This window comes from Bacillus cereus group sp. RP32 (assembly GCF_040459735.1).
In the GTDB taxonomy this organism is placed as follows: domain Bacteria; phylum Bacillota; class Bacilli; order Bacillales; family Bacillaceae_G; genus Bacillus_A; species Bacillus_A wiedmannii.
The window spans coordinates 382,000-401,967 of the sequence record NZ_JARVHO010000001.1 but is presented as its reverse complement, the minus strand read 5'-3'; the positions used below and the strand labels follow the sequence as shown (position 1 = coordinate 401,967).

The window sequence follows — 19,968 nt, the reverse complement described above, 5'->3', positions numbered from 1 at the left end:
GCGACTCTTATCAGTCGCTTTCTTTCATAAGAAGTATGTCCCGCCATATGGAATGGAAAATAAACCCGCTGGATGCACATTGTAATGTACAATTTGCATCGGAGGCTGTGAGTACGACATATACTGCCCTTGCATCATTTGTGCAAAATATGCTTGCTGCTGCATTTGAATCGCTTGATTCACAGCATGAATTGTCCCCTGTGCTCCTGCCAAAGTAATAGCTGCTCCCACTTGTCTACCACTATAAAAATAATGATTCATCATGATTCAGCTCACTTATTATTTTTCTTCCATATAATATGTTCCTATCTTATAGTGAGTATTTTGTCCTGATTAATGGATCCCTTACTACTTAAACTTCATTTTATCTATTACTTTTTTTCAGCTTTGAAGTAATAAATCCAAATAGTAATACACCAATACCACTCAAGAACAATACATAACTTATTGGTACTAGGAAAAAGAAAGGTTCTTCAAGGAATCCATTCGCTCCCACTTTACTGTTCGAAGCATGTATAGCTAAAGAAATGATCGCTAAAATCATGAAAGAAATAGCTACTACGTATTTATTTATCATTTCACATTCTCCTCTATTCATATAATTACCCTTAGATTATTAACATCATATTACTTAAAACAAAATCAATCGTCAATAATTATTTATCGTTTTACAATAAATAATTATTGATTGGTATAAATAGAAAAAGGTTTATGAAGCACCCTACATTGCCTCATAAACCTTTTCAAACATAAATATTTACACTTCAAACCTCTTGCTTACTACAACATAAATCGCACACAATAGCACGAATATCCCGGCATAAATTAACAAAATTTCTACACTAAACATATCAGCCAATGGGCCAAATATTATCATTCCTAAAGGAAGCGCGCATGAATTAGCGATTTGTACAAAACTAAACATTCGGCCGTGCATAGAAGGTTCTACTTTTTCCTGCAATAACACGGTAACCGGTGTATTGAAGTACGGCATTGTTATACCAATTAAAAAGTTAAATACTAAATACACAATAAATAACGGAGCAATCCCTAGTCCAATCATAAGCAGTCCATACAACGCACAAGCTAGCGCTGTTGTATGCATACGATTACGGAAACCACTCCATGCCGCAATCAATACGCCACCAGCTGCTGCACCGGCACTAAACGTCATCTCACTAGCAGTAAGTCTCCACATTTCTGCACCGAAAGAACGAGTTACCATTAAAGGTGTTAAAAAGGCGGCTGGACTTATTAAAATCATGACAATGACTAATAAAAAGAGTAGCCTTTTAATAAATACATTTTCTTTTAAGTAAGCAAAGCCTTCTTTTATACCTTGTAGATTAGATTTTTGCTTACTCTCTGTATTCACATGTCTCTCCACTTGAATGATTAACATAATACTAATTCCAATCATAGCCGTAATAACATCAATAAAAAATGTCGTTTCAATGCTAGCAATAGAAAGAATTGCAGCACTTGCTGCTGGAGAAAGAAACATAATTAAAGATGTAATACTGCTATTCATCCCATTTACTTTCATAAGATAATCCTTTGGCACGATTTGTGGGATTAACGCATTCACAGCTGGCGTTTGTACCCCTGTCCCAGCTGAACGAATGAGTAGTACTATAAAAAGTAACCAAATACTTTTATATCCCGTTAAAAATAAAATTGCTAAAACCAACGTAGCAATTGCTATAACCCCGTCCGATAACATAATCATTTTTTTACGATCGTAACGATCAATCCAAACACCTGCAAATAAAGAGATCGCGATTTGTGGTAGGAAACCACAAACGGTTGAAATAGTCAACATTAATCCTGACGATGTTGTAAGGGTGATATACCATATAATCGCGTACTGTACGAGAGAAGAACCGAACAAAGAAATAGTTTGAGCGGTCAAAAATAATATAATTTTCGTTTGCCAATTATTTTCACTCATATGTTTCACACCCCCTTAACTAACCCTGTCTCTATATTAAAAATACTATCTGCCCAATCAAGATAAAAATTTGCTTCGTGAGATACGAGTATAATGCTACCTTTAAACTGAATGAGTGCCTTTTGCAAAGCTCCCTTCGCTTCTGCATCTAAATGATTTGTCGGCTCATCTAAAATTAAGAAATTACAAGGTGATAATAATAATCCGCATAATTTAACCTTTGATTGTTCACCACCACTCAACGTACGAATTTCTTGTGAAACATGAGTATCCTTCACACCACATGCAGCTAAATGATGACGTATCTCCTTCATATTCAGTTTAGGAAACTGTTCTGAAATAATTTGCAGCGGCGTTAAAGAATCGTTGCTCCAATTCAGATTTTGCTCATAATATCCAATCTTTATTTGCTCTGAGAAGTGAAATTCTCCGGCAATACTAGAAATAGTTCCAACGATTGTTTTTAATAAAGTAGATTTCCCTATTCCGTTGAACCCTGTAATAACAAGTTTTTGCCCACCCATCACTAAAAAATTCAATTTTGGTAAGAGAGCAAAATCGTAACCAACTTCAAGATTATTTACTTCAAGAACTGTCTGAACTGAAATAGGAAGTTCCTGAAAATGAATAGACGGTTTATGAGTAAAACTTGGTGGTGCGATTCTTTCCATACGTTGCAACTGCTTCCTACGTCCTTGCGCTATTTTTGAATTCACTCCAGCAATATTTCTACGAATATACTCTTCCGTTTTTTCAATTTTCTTTTGCTGTGCATAATATTGTCGAATATAATCTTTTCGCAAATGCTCCTTTTGTCTTACAAAATCTGAGTATTTGCCGTAATACTTCTTCACCGTTCCAAACTCTACATCACATATGCAAGAAGTCACTTTTTCTAGGAAATCAAAATCATGTGACACGACAATAAACGCCCCTTCAAAATTCATTAAATAATTAGCAAGCCATTCAACATGCTCTTTATCAAGAAAGTTTGTCGGTTCATCTAGTAATAAAATATTAGGCTCTTCTAATAAAAGCTTTGCTAAAATTACCTTTGCCCGTTGTCCTCCGCTTAATTCACCAATAACACGATTCATCCCAATCGCATCAATACCTAAACCGGCTGCCACCTTATTTATTACGCTGTCTACGGAATAAAAATCACGAGCCTCAAGCTGCCCTTGTATTTCAGCTGCCTTCAATAGTTGATTCCCATCTCCAATCATCGCACTTTCTTCGTATAGCTTATTCATTCTCTTTTCCATTTCAAATAAATCATAAAATGCTCTCTTTAAATATTGTGAAATGGTATAGCTCCCATCAATTTCTGCATATTGATCAAGATGTCCAATTTGAATATTTGGTTGCCACTTAATGCTCCCCTTATCAGAAATAATTTCCCCCACCAATATTTTCATTAATGTGCTTTTTCCTGCACCATTCTGTCCTACAATCCCCATATGTTCCCCTTTATGCAAATCAAAAGAAGCATTTTCGTATAATACTTTATCTATAAAACTATGTGATAAACTTTCAACTTTAAGTAAACTCATTTTTATTCCTCTTTTCCTGAAATTAAAAAAGCAGAGAGATAGCGTCATTCGACACTAGCCCTCTGCTTCGTGGTTTTTCCTATACTACTCCAATTTACAGTAAAAGCTCATTGGAATAATATACACAAAGGGCCATAGACAAAGCATTGTCTATGGCCCCTTAATCTATTTTATACATCAGCTGAAAAACCATAACGAAATAAGCATAGGTAAACTATACTTTTTTCAAAAAGTTATTCAGCCGATGAATATAGGGTATTTATACCCCCTGATTAAGCTCCGTACAACGCTTCACCGTATACATTTGTGCGGAGCAAAGTTTTCTAATGAGTTTTACAAATTTTATATAAAGCATGTTCTGCACCTTCCTTAATACTTAAAAGGGATTTTAGCACACGGTTTTATGAAGCGTCAACATTACTTCCAAATCATTCAACTACTTGCTTTCAAAATATTCCTTCTGAAACATACACATTCTTATCGCATTATGATAGTTGCCATCCACGAAAAACTCGTCGAGAAGTTCACCTTCCACCATAAATCCAACTTTTTTATAAACATGTACTGCTTTTTCATTCTCTTTATCAACAACTAAATAGAGTTTATGCATATTTAATACAGAAAAAGCGTAATCCATCGCTAAACGCGTCGCTTCCGCTGCGTAACCATGCCCTTGGTAATTCGGATCAATAATAATTTGAAATTCCGTTCTTCGATGAATATAATCGATTTCTACTAACTCCACTAACCCAACCATCTCATTATCTTTCTCCAGAATAAAACGGCGTTCACTTTGATCGTGTATATGTTTATCATATAAATCCTGTAGTTCTACAAAAGCTTCATACGGCTCTTCAAACCAATACGACATAATATGTGCATTATTATTCAGTTCGTGTACAAACTTTAAATCTTCTCGTTCTAATGGACGTAACTTCAATTCCTGATTCATTCCTATAACCTCCAAGTAAAAGAAACCTCTTCACTTAATTTCTCAATTTTTTTCGATTTCAAACGTCCTATTTACATTGTAAACTTTCAAGTAACTTTAAGGTCAAGACATAAAAAAGTAGTGCAAACTTATGTCTGCACTACTACTCTTTTCTCAAATCTCTCATATTTGATATGTATAAAGCGATAACTAAAACAAGTATCGATCCCGCATATAACAACGTCTCCATCGGTTCCTCATGAGATACGATAATTAAACGAATTAACGCCGTAATTCCGATATAAATAAAATAACGTAACGGGAAATGATAATTCGACTTAAAATACTTAATAATCAATGCGATGAACTCGAAGTATAAGAAATAAACGATGATGCTCTCAACCAATTTATACGATGTATATTCCTTTGTTGAAAATATGTATTGAATAAATGTAATCGTCTCGTTAATTAAAAAGATCGATAAAACAATGGACAATATAATTAACGCTATATTCAATATCCATTGTAAAACGCTAGCTATGTAATGATCGATATTAAACTTCATTTCACACTCTCCTTCACGTAAATACTTATTTATTATAGCAAAATTATGATTGAAGGTGAGTTAAATCATATTTTCGGCCTTTGTTGGTGCCGGTGTGGGGAATGTTCATTGTTTGAAGAAGTCTTTTAACCGCAGAACTAGATTGCATATTAAGAAAGTCCCTCAATTTGCTGTTAGTGGTTATCATACCAAACAAAAATGTGTAATCTTGTAAAGCACGTAAATGGGCCTGTTTAGATATACTATTACAGTTTAAGCAACGCCATCCCTGTTTTTCTTTTAACATCGCCATGGTAAAACATTCCCCACACTGTACTCCCCTGAGCAATTCCTCTTTTTTAATTTTGTATTGCTCCAGAATATTTTGTCGCTGCGGAGAATGCCCATTCATAATTTGATCTATAAGTCCATTTATATTGCTAATAACTTTTTCTTTATATTGATGTTTAATCTGCTTTATTCTATTAGGTAAATTTGCGCCGTGAATAATTTTACCGGAAAGTATTTCATCTGAAGTTTTAATAATTGTACGAGGTGAACTAATTACAACGAGGGATTCAATCGGAATATTATATATACCATGTAGATGCAACCATCTTCTCAGCTGCGTCTCTTGCCGTTTCAGTTGTACAATCGGGTCTGGGAACCCTTCTTCCGCAGTACCATCTGCTATTCGAATGAGCTGATTAAACTTTGCATCAAAAATTAATGTACCAATGATATTTTTTATCTCAAGAAAAAGAAGAAAGTAGGATGAAACTATGAGGGTATCAATTTGAAAATAATGTTTCTGATCAAACAACCTAATATCATGTAAAATACTATATTCTGTTTCGGATAAGAAACTAAGTGGATATTCAATCGCCTGCTCTCCTTTATAGCCAGCCTTAAATTTCGATAGATTCTCAACCACCACATTCCTTTTTGGATGATGAGCAGGCAATCTTCTAAGTAAAGCTTCTAATTGGAGCAAATGTATGGGCATTTTCCGTTCTTTCACAATCATCTTTATCCCCCTCCAAAATATATCAGCGATTTTTCAAATATATCAGCGCAACTCAAATTATATCGGCGATTTTCGAAATATATCGGCGCAACTCCAAATATATCAGCGATTATCAAAATATATCGACTTATCGACAAAAACCGACACAACAAACACTCATAAAACCTATCCCCAGTATATCACCACATGTAAAATCGCACTGTAAGCATAATGTTAATCACCTCTTTTGATTACGACATTTTCGAAATGAGAGAATAACATTCACCTTATGCAAAAGAACTTTTTTATAAATACAACCTCATATTCTGAGCGCTCAAAGCGTCGCAAATGAAATATCCGCGGAATGGTTAATCGCAAAAAAAGCTGCTGCCTATAAAATATAGACAGCAGCTTTTTTTGCATACTCATTTTGTAACTAATAAACAGCGATCGGCCCATAAGGACCATTGATAATTTCAATTTTTGTTTCAAAAATATCTGTCAAAAGTGTTGGGTCCATAACCTCTTCTACTGTTCCAAAAGCAGCAATTTGTCCATCTTTCATAGCACAAATTTTATCAGAGTATTTAGCTGCAAAATTTATGTCATGCATAACAGTCAAAATTGTTCTTCCGAATTCATTAGCTGCACGTCTCAAATGCTCCATCATTTGAACAGAGCGCGCAACATCAAGGTTGTTCAGAGGCTCGTCCAATAGCACATATTCAGTCTCTTGGCACAATACCATCGCTACATATGCCCTTTGTCTTTGACCACCAGAAAGCTCATCTAAATATCTATTCTCTAAACTAGTTAAATCTAAGAAATCGATATATTTAGAAATAATAACCTCATCTTCTTTAGTTAATCTTCCCTTTGAATAAGGAAAGCGCCCAAATCCAACTAATTGTCTAACAGTAAGCCTCGTTACAAAATGATTTTCTTGTCGCAATATAGTCAAAATTTTTGCTAAGTCTTTTGATTTGGATTCAGAAACATCCATATTCGCTACCTGAATTTGACCTTCATCCATATCTAAAAGTCTTCCAATCATCAAAAGTGTCGTAGACTTTCCAGCGCCATTTGGTCCAATTAAAGAAGTAAAGCCCGCTTTTGGTATTTCAATATCCAAAGGTCCTATTCTCACCTTATCAGTATAGAACTTTTTAACATTATCTATTTTTATCATAAAGCCCTCTTCCTTAAAACTATAGTTAAGAATATGATTCCACCAAATAATTCAATAATAACTGAAACTACACCTTGAGCATGGAATACATGATACATTAAAAAGTATGCACTCGTCATTATTAAAAATCCTATAGCAAAAGCCATTGGGAAAATATATCTATGATCATAAGTTGACGCCGCCTGATAACTCAAAGTTGCTACTAAAAAGCCGTAGAAAGTAAGTGGCCCAATTAGAGCTGTTGAGATAGACATCAAAATAGCAACTAACACAAGCGTATAAATTACACTAGGTTGATATTTAACCCCAAAAGAAGTAGCAACATCCTTTCCTAATGACAAAACATTCAACTTCTTAGAATGAGCAAAAATTAATACTGCTACAATTATGATCATAGGAATTACAATAGGAAAATATGCAGGGTCTGCATGATTAACAGAACCAAATAATCTCGCTTGTAAAATATCAAATTCTGAAGGCGCAAGTAGTTTTCTCATAAAAGTTGACACAGAATTTAGCCCGGTACCAATAATAATTCCAACTAAAAGCATAAGTTGTAAATTCCCGTATTTACCGGAAAGTAACCACCCATAAAGTATCAAACTCATGAAGACCATCACAACAACTTGAAATAAAAATGATCCAATTCCATTAAAATTGATTAATGCACTAGCACCAAAGAAGAATATTGTACTCGTTTGAATTGCTGAATAAAGTGATTCGAAACCTAAAAGTGAAGGAGTAATAATCTTATTATTCGTAATAGATTGGAAAGCGACTGTCGATAAACTATGGCAAACTGCAGCAATAATCATTGCAACAATAGCTACTATCCTTCTCTTAACAACCGGGATAAAAGAAGGTGAATCTATCGGAACTGGATTGTTATAAACTAAAAGTCCATATGAAGAAAGGAGACCTAAAGCAATCAATGTTGTCAGTACAATCCAATAACGTCTTGCCTCCTTCTTAGAACGAAAAGCACTAGCTGATCTACTTTCATTATGAAGGCTAGAATCGACTTCGACATTTTCTTTATTTCTATAATCTAATGTGATCATCGCAGCCTCCTTGGTTTTCTTCGTCTCAATAGAATAGTAATAAACACGACCGCTCCCACTGTTGCAAGTATTAAAGAAACAGGTAATTCAAACGGCTTTATAATTGTTCGAGAAATGATGTCACAGGCAGTGATTGTCCCCATTCCGATCACACATACCCAAGGTAAATTACTCCTAAGATCATCCCCTCTAAACATGGAAACAATGTTTGGAACAATTAATCCCAAGAAAGGTAAGTTTCCAATAACAGCCGCAACAATTCCAACAGCAACAGAGATAAGACCAGTCCCAAAAAGAACAATTCTATTGTAATTAACTCCAAGGCTTGTTGCGACATCTTCTCCTAGTCCAGCTAAAGTCAATCTATTAGCATACATAAAAATAAACAAAGTAACGATAACAATCAGCCATAAATATTCATATCTTCCCACCTGAACAGTAGCAAATGAACCTACGAACCAAGTTTCAATACTTTGCGTCATTTGAAAAAGGAGTCCCAAAAAAGTAGACACTGCAGAAATAACTGCTCCAAGCATCAATCCAATAATTGGGACAATTAAAGAAGAACGAAGTTTAACTCTTCTTAAAAATAAAAAGAAAATCATAGTTCCTATAAAAGAAAAAATGATTGCACCAGTCATTCTTTGAACTAAAGTCGGGGCAGGAAATAATAAATATACAAAAAGCAGGCCTAAGCCTGACCATTCAATCGTCCCCGTTGTAGTAGGTTCAACAAAACGATTCTGTGTAATTAATTGCATTACGAGCCCTGCCATTGCCATTGCAGCTCCAGTAAGCATTAATGCAACTGTTCTCGGAACACGAGTGATGAAAAACATCTCCATTCCGTCCTCTTGTCCACGTATATCATAAACTCCAGTAAACAGTGATATAATCCCTAAAATTATAACAACTATAACCGCTATTATAAAAGGTTTTGTCCATATTTTATTGTGATTATAAAACTGGGGTTGAGAAATATTCTCAACCCTAGAAATCATATTTTTTGACACTGTTTCGTACCCCTTTACACTACTTAGCTAAAGTTTTTGCAAGATTTCCAAATAACTCTATATAAGTCTGAATTGATTCATTTGTGTAAGTATCTGCTGGTGCATAAATAACTTGTTTTTTAGAAACAGCAGTTGTATTTTGAAGAGCTGGTGATTTAGAAATAACATCCTGAGCAGGAGCTGACTTAGCTGCATCAGATGTTGCAGCATCACGATCTAATACGAAAAGCCAATCAGGATTTGTTTGTGCGATAGCTTCAACAGAAACGTCATCACCTTTATGACCTGCAGTAGAATTCGAAACTTCTAATGCTGGAGTCCAACCGAAAATTTCATACATAGGTCCCCAAACGCGACCAGAGTGCGGCGCAGCAAAGCCAATATTTCCACCAGTAACGATAACACTCATAACTTTATCTTTTCCGTTATAAGCAGATTTTGCTTTTTCAATAGATTTATCGAAATCAGCTACTAATTGTTTAGCTTCTTTATCTTTAGCAAAGATTTTTCCTAAAGTAGTTGTAGAATTTTTAAGTCCTTTTACTAAGTTTTCTCCAGGCTTAGTAGATCTCTCAGAAACATCAAAATTAAGATCAATAACAGCTGCATTTGGCACTAATTTTTTGATTTCTTCGTAATGATCAGCAAATCTTTGACCAACGATTACAAGGTCAGGGTTTGCCGCTGCAATAATTTCAAGATTTGGTTCGCGGTGATTCCCGATATTTTTAACTGAATCATCTTTTTTATATGCTGAATCCGCAGGCATGATATCCTTTGGAGCAGCCGCTAATTTAATTCCCCAATCAGCTAAAGTTTCAAACGTTCTATTATCTAAAGCAACTACATTCTTTGGATTTACAGGGACTTTAACAGTTCCATGTGCATCAGTAATTTCAACCGTTTTTGGCTTATCACTACTATCACCTTTATTAGCTTTCGAAGTTTCCTTACTTGAATCTGAGCAAGCTACTAACATTAAAGTAAAAATTGCTAGAATACTTACTAATTTTAAAAGCATAGTTTTTTTCATACGTATACTCCTTATTATGTAATTTAGTTCGAAAATGATGACGTCCATAGATTGAATTAGATAGTAACTGCTATTCACCTAAACCAATATTGATAATCATTTTCATTTGAACATCCTGTTAATTAGTATAATCATTAATTCTGTGAAAATCTTGTGAATGGTGCGAATTCATGAAACCAAGCATAAATTGGATGTCAGAAGTAATATTTGAAGTCAGGCATGTTGACTAACCATGATTTCTTCTACAAAACACAGCCATTAATAAGCTAGTATTTTCATAATCCATTGCTTATTACATCTTTTAATACTTCCCAGAAACTATTTGATTATTAAATTTAATAGCAAAACGAGTAAAACTAAATGAAATAGTTTTACTCGTTTTGCTATTATGCTAGAACTGTGCGTTACCTATTATCTTATTTTTTATCATTCAATCATTGAATAACCTCTACCATGTATCGTTTGAATATATCTGTCTTTCTTCTCGCACTTTAGCTTTTTTCTTACATACCCAATATATAAGTCTACTACATTCGGATTTACTACTACGTCATATCCCCATACCTGGTTCAAAAGCATTTCACGGCTTAATATTGTATTTTTATTCTTAATTAAAAATACAAGTAAATCGTACTCGCGCTTCGTAAGCGAGAGATTTTTGCTACCTTTTTTCACAATATTGCTAGATGCATCAACAAAGAGATCTTTAAACTGAAAAAAGTTTGTCTCATTTTGCTGGTTATAGTCACTTCTTCTTAAAATAGCTTGAACTCTTGCTACTAATTCTTCCTTCACAAATGGTTTTCTAATATAATCATCTGCTCCTGCTTGTAACCCTGCTATGCAATCCTTACTAGAAATATTGTCGGTCACAATAATGATCGGTGTCATTTTAACAAGTCGTATTTGTCTGCAAATTTCTGGTCCGGATATACTTAATAAATCCCAATCTAATATGATAATATCCCAATCTTGTTCATATATTATATTTAAACCTTCGTTTTCATTGTGAAGTTTTAAAATGAAATGGCCTTCTTGCGTTAAACCGCTTACGATTTTCTTCGCTAAAGACCGTTCATTCTTAATTACTAACACCTGCCTCACCGATGGTTCACCTCTACTTCAATATAACTTAGTTATCTCAAAAAAATAATTTAAGATTTATAAATATTAAATTCCTAAAAAATCCATTATAAAAGCTTATTAGGAGAACTCTATATAATCTTACAATAGATATAGATAAAAACACAAAACATATTAAGATTTGAATAAAGTGAATTTCCAATATGAACTCACCAATCGGGTGTTTACGAGTAGCTATAGTATCTAACTGCTTATCATCAATAACCATTTCTTTATTTTCTATTTCGGGGGTACCACCCGATTGTCAAATTATATGTTTAGGAAAAATTCGGAAACAAACTAACTATTCTCTTGTACATTAACAGAAACCTCTGCAATAGTTATAGTGGTTTTTATATTTTCATTTCCCTTTTTTGCATTCATCTTTTAATTAAATGATATTTATCAAATTATACAATCAAATTTAGAAGATCTTACAATTATCAATTTAGGAAGACTTTCTTCGCTAGCTACGACTTTTGTACTGAATTTAGAAACAATGCGAAACGTTAGAGAATGCATTTGCATGGGAGGGGCTTTTTTCCATCCAGGTAACGTAACTGCCGTGGCTGAAGCTAACTTTTACTCAGATCCTTATGCAGCAAACCTAATTCTGCAGCATGCAAAGAATTTGACAATTATTCCTTTAAATGTGACTCAACATGCGATTGTTACACCCGAAATGGTCCAGCAAATTGATACATTTCATCGGAATACACAGGATCTTGCAGGACTCATCATCAAGCCTATGCTAGACTATTATTATAATTTCTACTCCAAGTCTAATCCTGGTATAAACGGAAGTCCTATGCATGATTTTGTAACAGTGTGGTATTTGCTGAATCAAGAGGCTGTTAGCCTTTCAAGAGTACCCATTAAAGTAATTCCTGATCAAGGAGAAGGATTTGGTCAAAGCATTGCAGACTTTCGCTTTGTTTCTAATCCAGGCTATAAAATACATAATGTAGCTTTTCAGTTTGATTATGAAAGATTCAAAAAGGATATTATGGAAACGTTCTTAAAGAAGAGGGTATAACATACTTTATTAATTTCAGATAATAAGAATCACGCGAATAAAAATTCACTTTACTTAATGTACAGAAATTCGAACTTTCCAGGTTAAAATTCGCCTAGTAGGGATACTCCACATGCCCACCGAACCAAAAATTTGTAGTCTCACCGGAATGAATTTCCCACAAATTTGTACCAAAAAGATTATTTATTAGTTTTGGGATATTTGCTTTTCCTAGCTTGAGTGTGATGTGTTCTTTAAAATGTAACAAGAATCGTAAAATGGCCAAAAGTCTTTTATTAACCCATAAATTTGCTGCTAGTTAATTCTCTCATTTTGGCAGAGAAGGAGCAACCATGCCGGAAAGTACAAATTAACTTACACTAAATATATTTAAAAACACAGAGGTTTGTCACCTCTGTGTTTCTTCAAGTTTCCGCTAGTTCATTTTTAATACCGCATTATTTCTTAATCACAATGGATAGTTTATAGTTTGCATGCTTATTTAAACCCATTAAAAATTGATCTAATGATTCATTAGAGGGAAACCTGCATTCAAGAAGATAACAACCATCCCCACTAATTTTATAGTTATTTATGACGTGTCTCTCTTGTGTTTTAATAAATGAGAGATACGGCTGATGATGTGTATCTTTTATATAGATATTAATAAAAGCATGCATAAAGCAACCTAATTTACCTTGATTTACTTTAATGCTATAACCTTCAATCACTCCATTATCCTCTAATTTAGTAATTCTAGATGCGGTAGCTTGTCCTGTTAAATGAACTTTCTCCCCTAATTCCTTCATTGTGATACGACTATTTTTAGATAACTCTTCTAATATTTGTACATCTGTGTGATCCAGCATGAAATCAAATCCTTTCAAAGAAGTTTTACAAACTTTTATGTAAATGAATCTCTACATTTTCTCCAATTAGAATGCAGTTTAGTTTATTTAATAATTACGAACACAAAAATATATTAATTCTTTCAAAATTCAAGGCAAACTACAAAAACACTTGATTTTATCTATGTAAATGAATAATGCTCGTAGTATACACTAACAACAAGTAAGTTAATAAACAAGAGGCAAAGGAGTTAATGAATATGAATATACAACAAATTCGAAATGCGACTATAGTCGTTGAATATGCAGGAAAAAAGTTTTTAATCGATCCAATGTTAGCAGAAAAAGGGACTTACCCACCTTTTCCAAATGCACCAAGACAAGATCAAAATAATCCTTTGGTAAGCTTACCTACATCTATTGACAATATTATTCAAAATATTGATGCAGTCATTGTCACTCATTTGCATTATGATCATTGGGATGATGCCGCTAAAGAAGCATTACCAAAGGAGGTTAAAATATTCGCCCAAAACGAGGAAGATGCGACAGAAATTCGAAATGATGGTTTTCAAAGTGTAGAAGTTTTACAAGAGGATACTGTCTTTGAAGGTATCCAATTAATTAAAACAAAAGGTGAACATGGAAGAGACCAAATACTTGAACTTGCTGGTCTAGTATGTGGCATTGTCTTCAAACACTCAACAGAGAAAACATTATATGTTGCTGGAGATACGGTGTGGTATGAAGCTATTCAAGAAGTGATTGATACACATAAACCGGAAATCATTGTGGTAAATGCGGGAGATAATCAATTCTTTGAAGGGGGTTCTCTTATCATGGGGAAAGATGACGTCTATGAAGTATATAAGGTTGCTCCTAACGCAAAAATTATTGCTGTCCACATGGAAGCTGTAAACCACTGGGCATTGTCCAGAGAAGAATTAAAGAACTTTATTAATGAAAAAGGAATCACGTCTAATGTGTTAATACCAGACGACGGTAAATCTTACACATTCTAAGTGAAAAACGAATGGTTATTGTAGTAATTATTTTAAAGAAGAAGAATGATTATCGTGTCAATTGAAGCGAATAAAGAATTGGTTCGTCGTTTTTATGAAGCAATTCAACAAGATTTCTTGAAATAATTTTACACTTTTTTAGATTATATAGCTGACCGTTTATGAAGATTCACATGAATACAATGTAGCAATGCTCTTGTATTGATTTATGCCTAAATTAAATAACTTCATTATCACTTTATAAAATCTTCCTATGATGTATATGTAAAATTAATAAAAATACCCGATACTTTCTACAAATCTTAAAGAAGTGAAGTGGGCACTTCTTATAACAGATGTCGATTTATTTAACTTATTAAATAGAAACTAATATTGAAGCATATCTTTACCACAAACAAAAAGAACCATAACTCCGCCAGCCTGGCAAAGTTATGGTTCATATCATACAAAATAAAAAAACCACCAAATATGTATTGGTGGAGACGGTGGGAGTCGAACCCACGTCCAAAAATATCGGCACTTAAGCTTCTACGAGTGTAGTCGATATATTAGCATTTCGCGAACTCTTCGGCCTATCGACAGGCTTCCAAGTTGCTAGTCTGATTGTTCTCTTCCTTCGCCCTCAGACGGCGAACTCCGGCGTAGTCCACTTAGTTTGAGTCCCTTACCCTACCACATGGACGATGGAGGGAGGAACCTTTAGTGCAATTAAGCAGCTAAAGAAAGATTGTTTTGTTTGCCAATTATAGGCTTTGACGTTTTAACGAGGCCGATCCCCTCGACTCGCAACCTAAGCTCGAACTATCCCTGTCGAATCCGTAACGTCCCCATGATAAAAATGGAGCATACGAAGAAATATCGTGATAGCTACTAAGAGCTGTTTTTCAATGTGCAACAATCTTACATAAGTTATTATAACATACGCGCGTCGTTTTACAAATGTAAATATCTGTATTACATCTTTTGACGATCACGGAACGCGCGTGCAATTTCACGTTTTGCTTCTTTTTCTTTTAAATCGTTACGCTTATCATATTGCTTTTTACCTTTTGCTAAACCAAGTGCCATTTTCGCGAATCCATTTTTTAAATAAATTCTAACTGGAACTAATGCATAGCCTGTTTCTTTTGAAGCACCCGTTAACTTTTCAATCTCTTTTTTATGAAGAAGTAACTTTCTCGTGCGAAGCGGATCATGGTTGAAACGATTCCCTTGCTCGTACGTACTAATATGCATATTATGTACCCATACTTCACCATTATGTACACGTGCAAACGCATCTTTCAAGTTCACGCGTCCAGCGCGAATCGACTTAATTTCCGTTCCTTGAAGGACAAGCCCTGCCTCGTATGTTTCTTCAATGAAATAATCATGAAATGCTTTTTTATTTTGTGCAATAACCTTACCTGAACCCTTTGGCATATAACGTCCCTCCTCTATTTTTACTATTGTAACAAATGTTAATAAAAAGCGAAAGTGGCTCGCTCAGAATCGTTGAACATTGGAACTCCCGACAGAGAAGCGCTTTTTGCTTCGTCCGAGGGAGTGAAATGGCCAATAGATTCTAGCCACCGTAGCTGGATTCCATTAAAAAGCGAAAGTGGCTCGCTCAGAATGTGAGGTGGATGGAGCTTCTGACCTTGAGGCGTTCTTTGCCTCTCGGGAGGAAGCGAAGCCGCCGAACATTCTAGCCACTGTAGCTGGATTCCATTAAAAAGCGAAAGTGGCTCGCTCAGAATGTAAGGTGGATGGAGCTTCTGACCTTGAGGCGCTCTTTGCCTCTTGGGAGGAAGCGAAGCCGCCGAACATTCTAGCCACTGTAGCTGGATTCCATTAAAAAGCAAAAGTGGCTCGCTCTCAAGCCACCAATAAAAAAGAAAAGCCCCGCTTTTTATCAAAGCGAAGCCCTCCTTTTCTTACTTACGCTTTTTCTTTTTCTTCTTGAATCCTGGTACATTTTCGAAGAATGCTTTTTTCTTCTTACCGTTACCATCTTTTTTCCCTGGCTGACTAGCGGACGTGGAAGTGGAAGCAGAAGCTGATCCTCTTCCTTTTCCTTTGCCACCACGGTCGAATTTCCTACCTGTACCACGTTCTCCGCCGCGCTCATCACTACGCTCGCTACGTCCACCGCGTTTCTTTCTGCCTGTTCTTGGCTGTTCGATAACGACTGGACGATCTTTGAACTTACGACGAGGCGTACCTTTCATGCCAACGATTTCAAAGTCGATTGCACGCTCGTCTTTGTTTACGTTAATAACGCGAATTGTAATTTCGTCTCCGATGCGGAATACGTTACCTGTACGTTCTCCGATCATTGCAAAATGTTTCTCGTCATAACGGTAGTAATCATCTGTTAAGTAGCTAACATGTACAAGACCTTCAATTGTATTTGGAAGCTCTACGAATAAACCGAAGTTTGTTACAGAGCTAATCATACCATCATACTCTTCGCCGATTTTATCAACCATATACTCTGCTTTTTTCATTTCGTCTGTTTCACGTTCTGCTTCAACTGCACGGCGTTCCATATTAGAAGAATGCTCTGCAATTTCAGGTAAGTTTTCACGCCATTTTGCTTGTGTTTCATTGTCGACTTTACCGTTAATGATGTATTCACGAATTAATCTATGAACGATTGTATCTGGGTAACGACGAATTGGTGATGTGAAATGTGTGTAGAACTCAGTTGATAAACCGAAATGTCCTAAGCTATCCGCATCGTAACGCGCTTGCTTCATTGAACGAAGCATTACTGTTGAAATAACTACTTCTTCAGGCTGTCCTTGAACCATTTCAAGAATTTGTTGCAGCGCACGAGGATGTATTTCATTCGCACGTCCTTTTACTGCATATCCGAAGTTTGTTACAAACTCGAAGAAACGTTCCAGCTTATCTTCTTTCGGATCTTCATGGACACGGTACATGAATGGTACGTTCATCCAGTGAAAATGCTCTGCTACTGTTTCGTTCGCAACAAGCATAAATTCTTCAATTAACTTCTCTGATACAGAACGATCACGCATGACAACATCTGTCGGTTTACCTTCTTCATCTACTAATACTTTCGCTTCTTTAAAGTCAAAGTCGATTGCACCGCGGCGCATACGTTTTTCACGTAAAATCTGCGCCAATTGACCCATCTCTTTAAACATCGGTACGAGCGGCTCATAGCGTTTGATTAACTCTTCGTCCTCATCTTCTAAAATGCTTCTTACGTCAGCATACGTCATACGCTCTGTCGTTTTAATCACACTTTGGAAAATCTCATGCTTTACAACATCACCTAAGTTGTTAATTTCCATTTCACAAGATAACGTCAGACGGTCTACTTTCGGGTTTAACGAACAAATACCGTTAGATAGACGATGCGGAATCATCGGAATTACACGGTCAACAAGATATACACTCGTTGCTCTTTCCGCTGCTTCTACATCAATTGGAGAACCTTCTTGAACGTAATGACTTACATCCGCAATATGAACGCCAAGCTTGTAGTTACCGTTCTCGAGCTTCGTTACTGTAACAGCGTCATCTAAATCTTTCGCATCTGCACCGTCAATCGTTACGATCATTTGGTCACGCAGATCACGGCGATCTTTTAAATCTTCTTCTGAAATCGTTTCTGGTACACTGTTTGCATGCTCCATCACTTCTTCAGGGAATGCTAAAGGTAGATGATGTTTATGAATAACTGATAAAATATCTACTCCTGGATCATTTTTATGACCTAGAATTTGAATAACTTCACCTTCTGCACTTAAACGATTTTCTGGGTAACTCGTAATTTTCACAACTACTTTATGGCCTTCGACAGCACCCATTGATGCACTTTTCAAGATAAAGATATCACTCGTCCAGCGCTTATTGTCAGGTACAACAAATCCAAAGTTTTTCGATTCTGTATATGTACCAACTAGTTCTTTCGTGCCGCGCTCTAAAATACGTACAATTGAACCTTCTTGGCGTGATCCACTTGATTGTGCGCTAACACGCGCTAATACTGTATCGCCATGAAGTGCACCGTTTAACTCTGTAGGTGGGATGAAAAGATCATCGTCTCCGGTTTTCTTCTCTTCTGGTACAACGAATGCAAAGCCACGTGCATGTCCAATTAATTTACCGCGTACTAAATTCATCTTTTCAGGAAGACCGTAACGGTTACTACGTGTGCGAATAACAAGTCCCTTCTCTTCCATCATTACAAGCGCCTTTACAAAATCTTTAAAGCCCTCAGACCCTTCAATTCCAAATGCCTCTTCTAACTCTTGTATTGTTAACGGTTTATACGCTTCTTCTCTCATAAATAACAACAACTTATCAATATTTTCTTGTATGATTTCTTCCAAGCAGAAATACCTCCTTTAAACCCTTATATTATTTAGTGTATCCGAAAGACTGGGGATGTATAAAGCGAAAATTTAATACTCCCCTAATGATTTTTACAGTTTTCACAAAAAATTCCTTATGAAAAAAAGAGGCAACTAGATCTTACCAATCTAGTTGCTCCAAGAAGTTATATACATCCTCATGTAGCTCGTCACGTTGCTTATCAAGTGTAATGACATGCGTAGAGTCTTCATACCATTTAATGTCTTTTAACGTAGATTCTACACCGTTATAAATAATGTTAGCACTATCTGTATTAATCATTTCATCATGACGTGCTTGTACAACAAATGTAGGTGCATAAATCATATCCACATTGTTACGTACGTCAGCAATTAATTGTTGTAATGCTTTTAATGTATTCATCGGTGTCTTTTGGAATTCCAACATTTCTTGTTCGATTTGCTCTGGTGATTTTTGCTCACGGTTTTTATATTCGCGGGCGTATGCCAATATACCTTGGTACATCGTTTCTTCACTCTTAATATACATTGGTGCACACATTGGTACTACACCTAAAACAGGTACTGTATAACCTAATTTTAAAGAAAATACGCCGCCAAGTGATAATCCAACAACAGCAATTTTCTCAAAGCCTTTATCTTTTAAAAGCTGATATGCCTCCATTACGTCTTGCCACCAATCTTCAGGACCTGTATGAACAAGCTCTTCTGGTGGTACACCGTGCCCTTTATAAATTGGCGCATGACAAGTGTAGCCTTTCTTCTCTAAGAAACGCCCTAACATACGTACATCAGCTGAGTTTCCTGTGAAACCATGTAGTAATAAAACAGCGCGGTCTCCACCCTCAAATGTAAATGGTTTCGGAGATGCTAATTTCATCATGTACTTCTCCTCTTTCTCTTCTGTAATCTAGTCGTATTCTTTCTATATCTAGTGTACCATATTTATATTTCTATAATCTAATTAGAAACATCTTTCAAATGGCAAAATAAAAAAAGAAGAACCATTAGTACATCTTACTAACGCTTCTTCTTTCAATTCTATAAATTTAAGTACGTAACAGCAATTGTTAATACGAAGAATAGAACAGCTAAAACAATTGTAATACGGTTTAATACCGCTTCAATTCCACGTGCTTTTTGCTTACCAAATAATTGCTCTGCACCGCCTGAAATTGCACCTGAAAGGCCTGAGCTATTACTAGACTGCATAAGTACCATAACAATCATTAAAATCGATACAATAATAAGTAAAACGGATAATAACGTATGCACTTGGCGTACCTCCTACAAAGATTCAGTTATTTTAACTGTAGCATAAATTCTAT

18 protein-coding genes, 1 other RNA gene and 1 pseudogene are annotated in these 19,968 nt (G+C 35.5%); 2 read left to right on the top strand and 18 right to left on the bottom strand.

Features of this window, described 5'->3' with window-relative positions; all coding sequences use genetic code 11:
• Positions 1-24 precede the first annotated feature (24 nt).
• From QCI46_RS01910 to QCI46_RS01855, 12 genes are all read right to left on the bottom strand, one after another.
• The gene (locus tag QCI46_RS01910; protein ID WP_353839476.1) at positions 25-264 is read right to left on the bottom strand and encodes a DUF3947 family protein; all 240 of its coding nucleotides are present in this window, start codon (positions 262-264) and stop codon (positions 25-27) included.
• Between the two features lie 100 nt (positions 265-364).
• A complete protein-coding gene (locus QCI46_RS01905; protein WP_080349982.1) occupies positions 365-598 on the bottom strand; it encodes a DUF3955 domain-containing protein in 234 nt (77 codons plus the stop codon).
• Positions 599-757: 159 nt separating this feature from the next.
• The gene (locus tag QCI46_RS01900) at positions 758-1,951 is read right to left on the bottom strand and encodes an MFS transporter (protein ID WP_353839475.1); all 1,194 of its coding nucleotides are present in this window, start codon (positions 1,949-1,951) and stop codon (positions 758-760) included.
• Between the two features lie 5 nt (positions 1,952-1,956).
• Positions 1,957-3,504: an ABC-F family ATP-binding cassette domain-containing protein gene (locus QCI46_RS01895; protein ID WP_353839474.1), complete on the bottom strand. Its 1,548-nt coding sequence runs from the start codon at positions 3,502-3,504 to the stop codon at positions 1,957-1,959.
• A 436-nt stretch (positions 3,505-3,940) separates the two neighbouring features.
• Positions 3,941-4,456, bottom strand: a complete 516-nt coding sequence (gene speG, locus QCI46_RS01890) for a spermidine N1-acetyltransferase (RefSeq protein ID WP_098088784.1) — start codon at positions 4,454-4,456, stop codon at positions 3,941-3,943.
• A 142-nt stretch (positions 4,457-4,598) separates the two neighbouring features.
• Positions 4,599-5,000, bottom strand: a complete 402-nt coding sequence (psiE, locus tag QCI46_RS01885; RefSeq protein WP_000671178.1) for a phosphate-starvation-inducible protein PsiE — start codon at positions 4,998-5,000, stop codon at positions 4,599-4,601.
• 43 nt (positions 5,001-5,043) lie between these two features.
• The gene (locus QCI46_RS01880; RefSeq protein WP_353839473.1) at positions 5,044-6,006 is read right to left on the bottom strand and encodes a nuclease-related domain-containing protein; all 963 of its coding nucleotides are present in this window, start codon (positions 6,004-6,006) and stop codon (positions 5,044-5,046) included.
• Between the two features lie 415 nt (positions 6,007-6,421).
• On the bottom strand, positions 6,422-7,174 hold the full coding sequence (locus QCI46_RS01875) for an iron ABC transporter ATP-binding protein (RefSeq protein WP_327959565.1): 753 nt from the start codon (positions 7,172-7,174) through the stop codon (positions 6,422-6,424).
• Positions 7,171-8,235 carry an iron chelate uptake ABC transporter family permease subunit gene (locus QCI46_RS01870; RefSeq protein ID WP_327959566.1) on the bottom strand — a complete coding sequence of 355 codons (1,065 nt, stop codon included), beginning with the start codon at positions 8,233-8,235 and terminating at the stop codon, positions 7,171-7,173. The genes QCI46_RS01875 and QCI46_RS01870 overlap by 4 nt, the downstream gene beginning before the upstream one ends.
• A complete protein-coding gene (locus QCI46_RS01865; RefSeq protein ID WP_046955599.1) occupies positions 8,232-9,248 on the bottom strand; it encodes an ABC transporter permease in 1,017 nt (338 codons plus the stop codon). Before QCI46_RS01865 ends, QCI46_RS01870 begins: the two co-directional genes overlap by 4 nt.
• Before the next feature lie 19 nt (positions 9,249-9,267).
• On the bottom strand, positions 9,268-10,281 hold the full coding sequence (locus tag QCI46_RS01860) for a siderophore ABC transporter substrate-binding protein (protein WP_353839472.1): 1,014 nt from the start codon (positions 10,279-10,281) through the stop codon (positions 9,268-9,270).
• 426 nt (positions 10,282-10,707) lie between these two features.
• Complete coding sequence (locus QCI46_RS01855; RefSeq protein WP_137052373.1) at positions 10,708-11,385, bottom strand: response regulator transcription factor; 678 nt, start codon at positions 11,383-11,385, stop codon at positions 10,708-10,710.
• Positions 11,386-11,794: 409 nt separating this feature from the next.
• Between QCI46_RS01855 and QCI46_RS01850 the strand changes: the two are divergent.
• Positions 11,795-12,439 (top strand): annotated as a pseudogene (locus QCI46_RS01850) (nucleoside hydrolase); the annotation flags it as partial.
• A 437-nt stretch (positions 12,440-12,876) separates the two neighbouring features.
• On the opposite strand, the gene QCI46_RS01845 reads toward QCI46_RS01850, so the two are convergent.
• Complete coding sequence (locus tag QCI46_RS01845; protein WP_137052369.1) at positions 12,877-13,287, bottom strand: Lrp/AsnC family transcriptional regulator; 411 nt, start codon at positions 13,285-13,287, stop codon at positions 12,877-12,879.
• Between the two features lie 239 nt (positions 13,288-13,526).
• Here QCI46_RS01845 and QCI46_RS01840 point away from each other — a divergent pair, with 239 nt between their 5' ends.
• Entirely contained in the window at positions 13,527-14,288 is a 762-nt protein-coding gene (locus QCI46_RS01840; protein WP_353839471.1) for an MBL fold metallo-hydrolase, read from the top strand.
• Between the two features lie 474 nt (positions 14,289-14,762).
• On the opposite strand, the gene ssrA is transcribed toward QCI46_RS01840, so the two are convergent.
• The 5 genes from ssrA to secG form a co-directional block, all read right to left on the bottom strand.
• Positions 14,763-15,117, bottom strand: a transfer-messenger RNA (tmRNA) gene (gene ssrA, locus QCI46_RS01835).
• A gap of 125 nt (positions 15,118-15,242) precedes the next feature.
• The gene (gene smpB, locus QCI46_RS01830; protein ID WP_001123908.1) at positions 15,243-15,710 is read right to left on the bottom strand and encodes an SsrA-binding protein; all 468 of its coding nucleotides are present in this window, start codon (positions 15,708-15,710) and stop codon (positions 15,243-15,245) included.
• 494 nt (positions 15,711-16,204) lie between these two features.
• Complete coding sequence (gene rnr / locus QCI46_RS01825) at positions 16,205-18,637, bottom strand: ribonuclease R (protein ID WP_088064782.1); 2,433 nt, start codon at positions 18,635-18,637, stop codon at positions 16,205-16,207.
• Between the two features lie 142 nt (positions 18,638-18,779).
• Complete coding sequence (gene estA / locus QCI46_RS01820; protein ID WP_000761972.1) at positions 18,780-19,520, bottom strand: carboxylesterase; 741 nt, start codon at positions 19,518-19,520, stop codon at positions 18,780-18,782.
• A gap of 161 nt (positions 19,521-19,681) precedes the next feature.
• On the bottom strand, positions 19,682-19,915 hold the full coding sequence (secG, locus tag QCI46_RS01815; RefSeq protein ID WP_000557263.1) for a preprotein translocase subunit SecG: 234 nt from the start codon (positions 19,913-19,915) through the stop codon (positions 19,682-19,684).
• Positions 19,916-19,968: the final 53 nt, after the last annotated feature.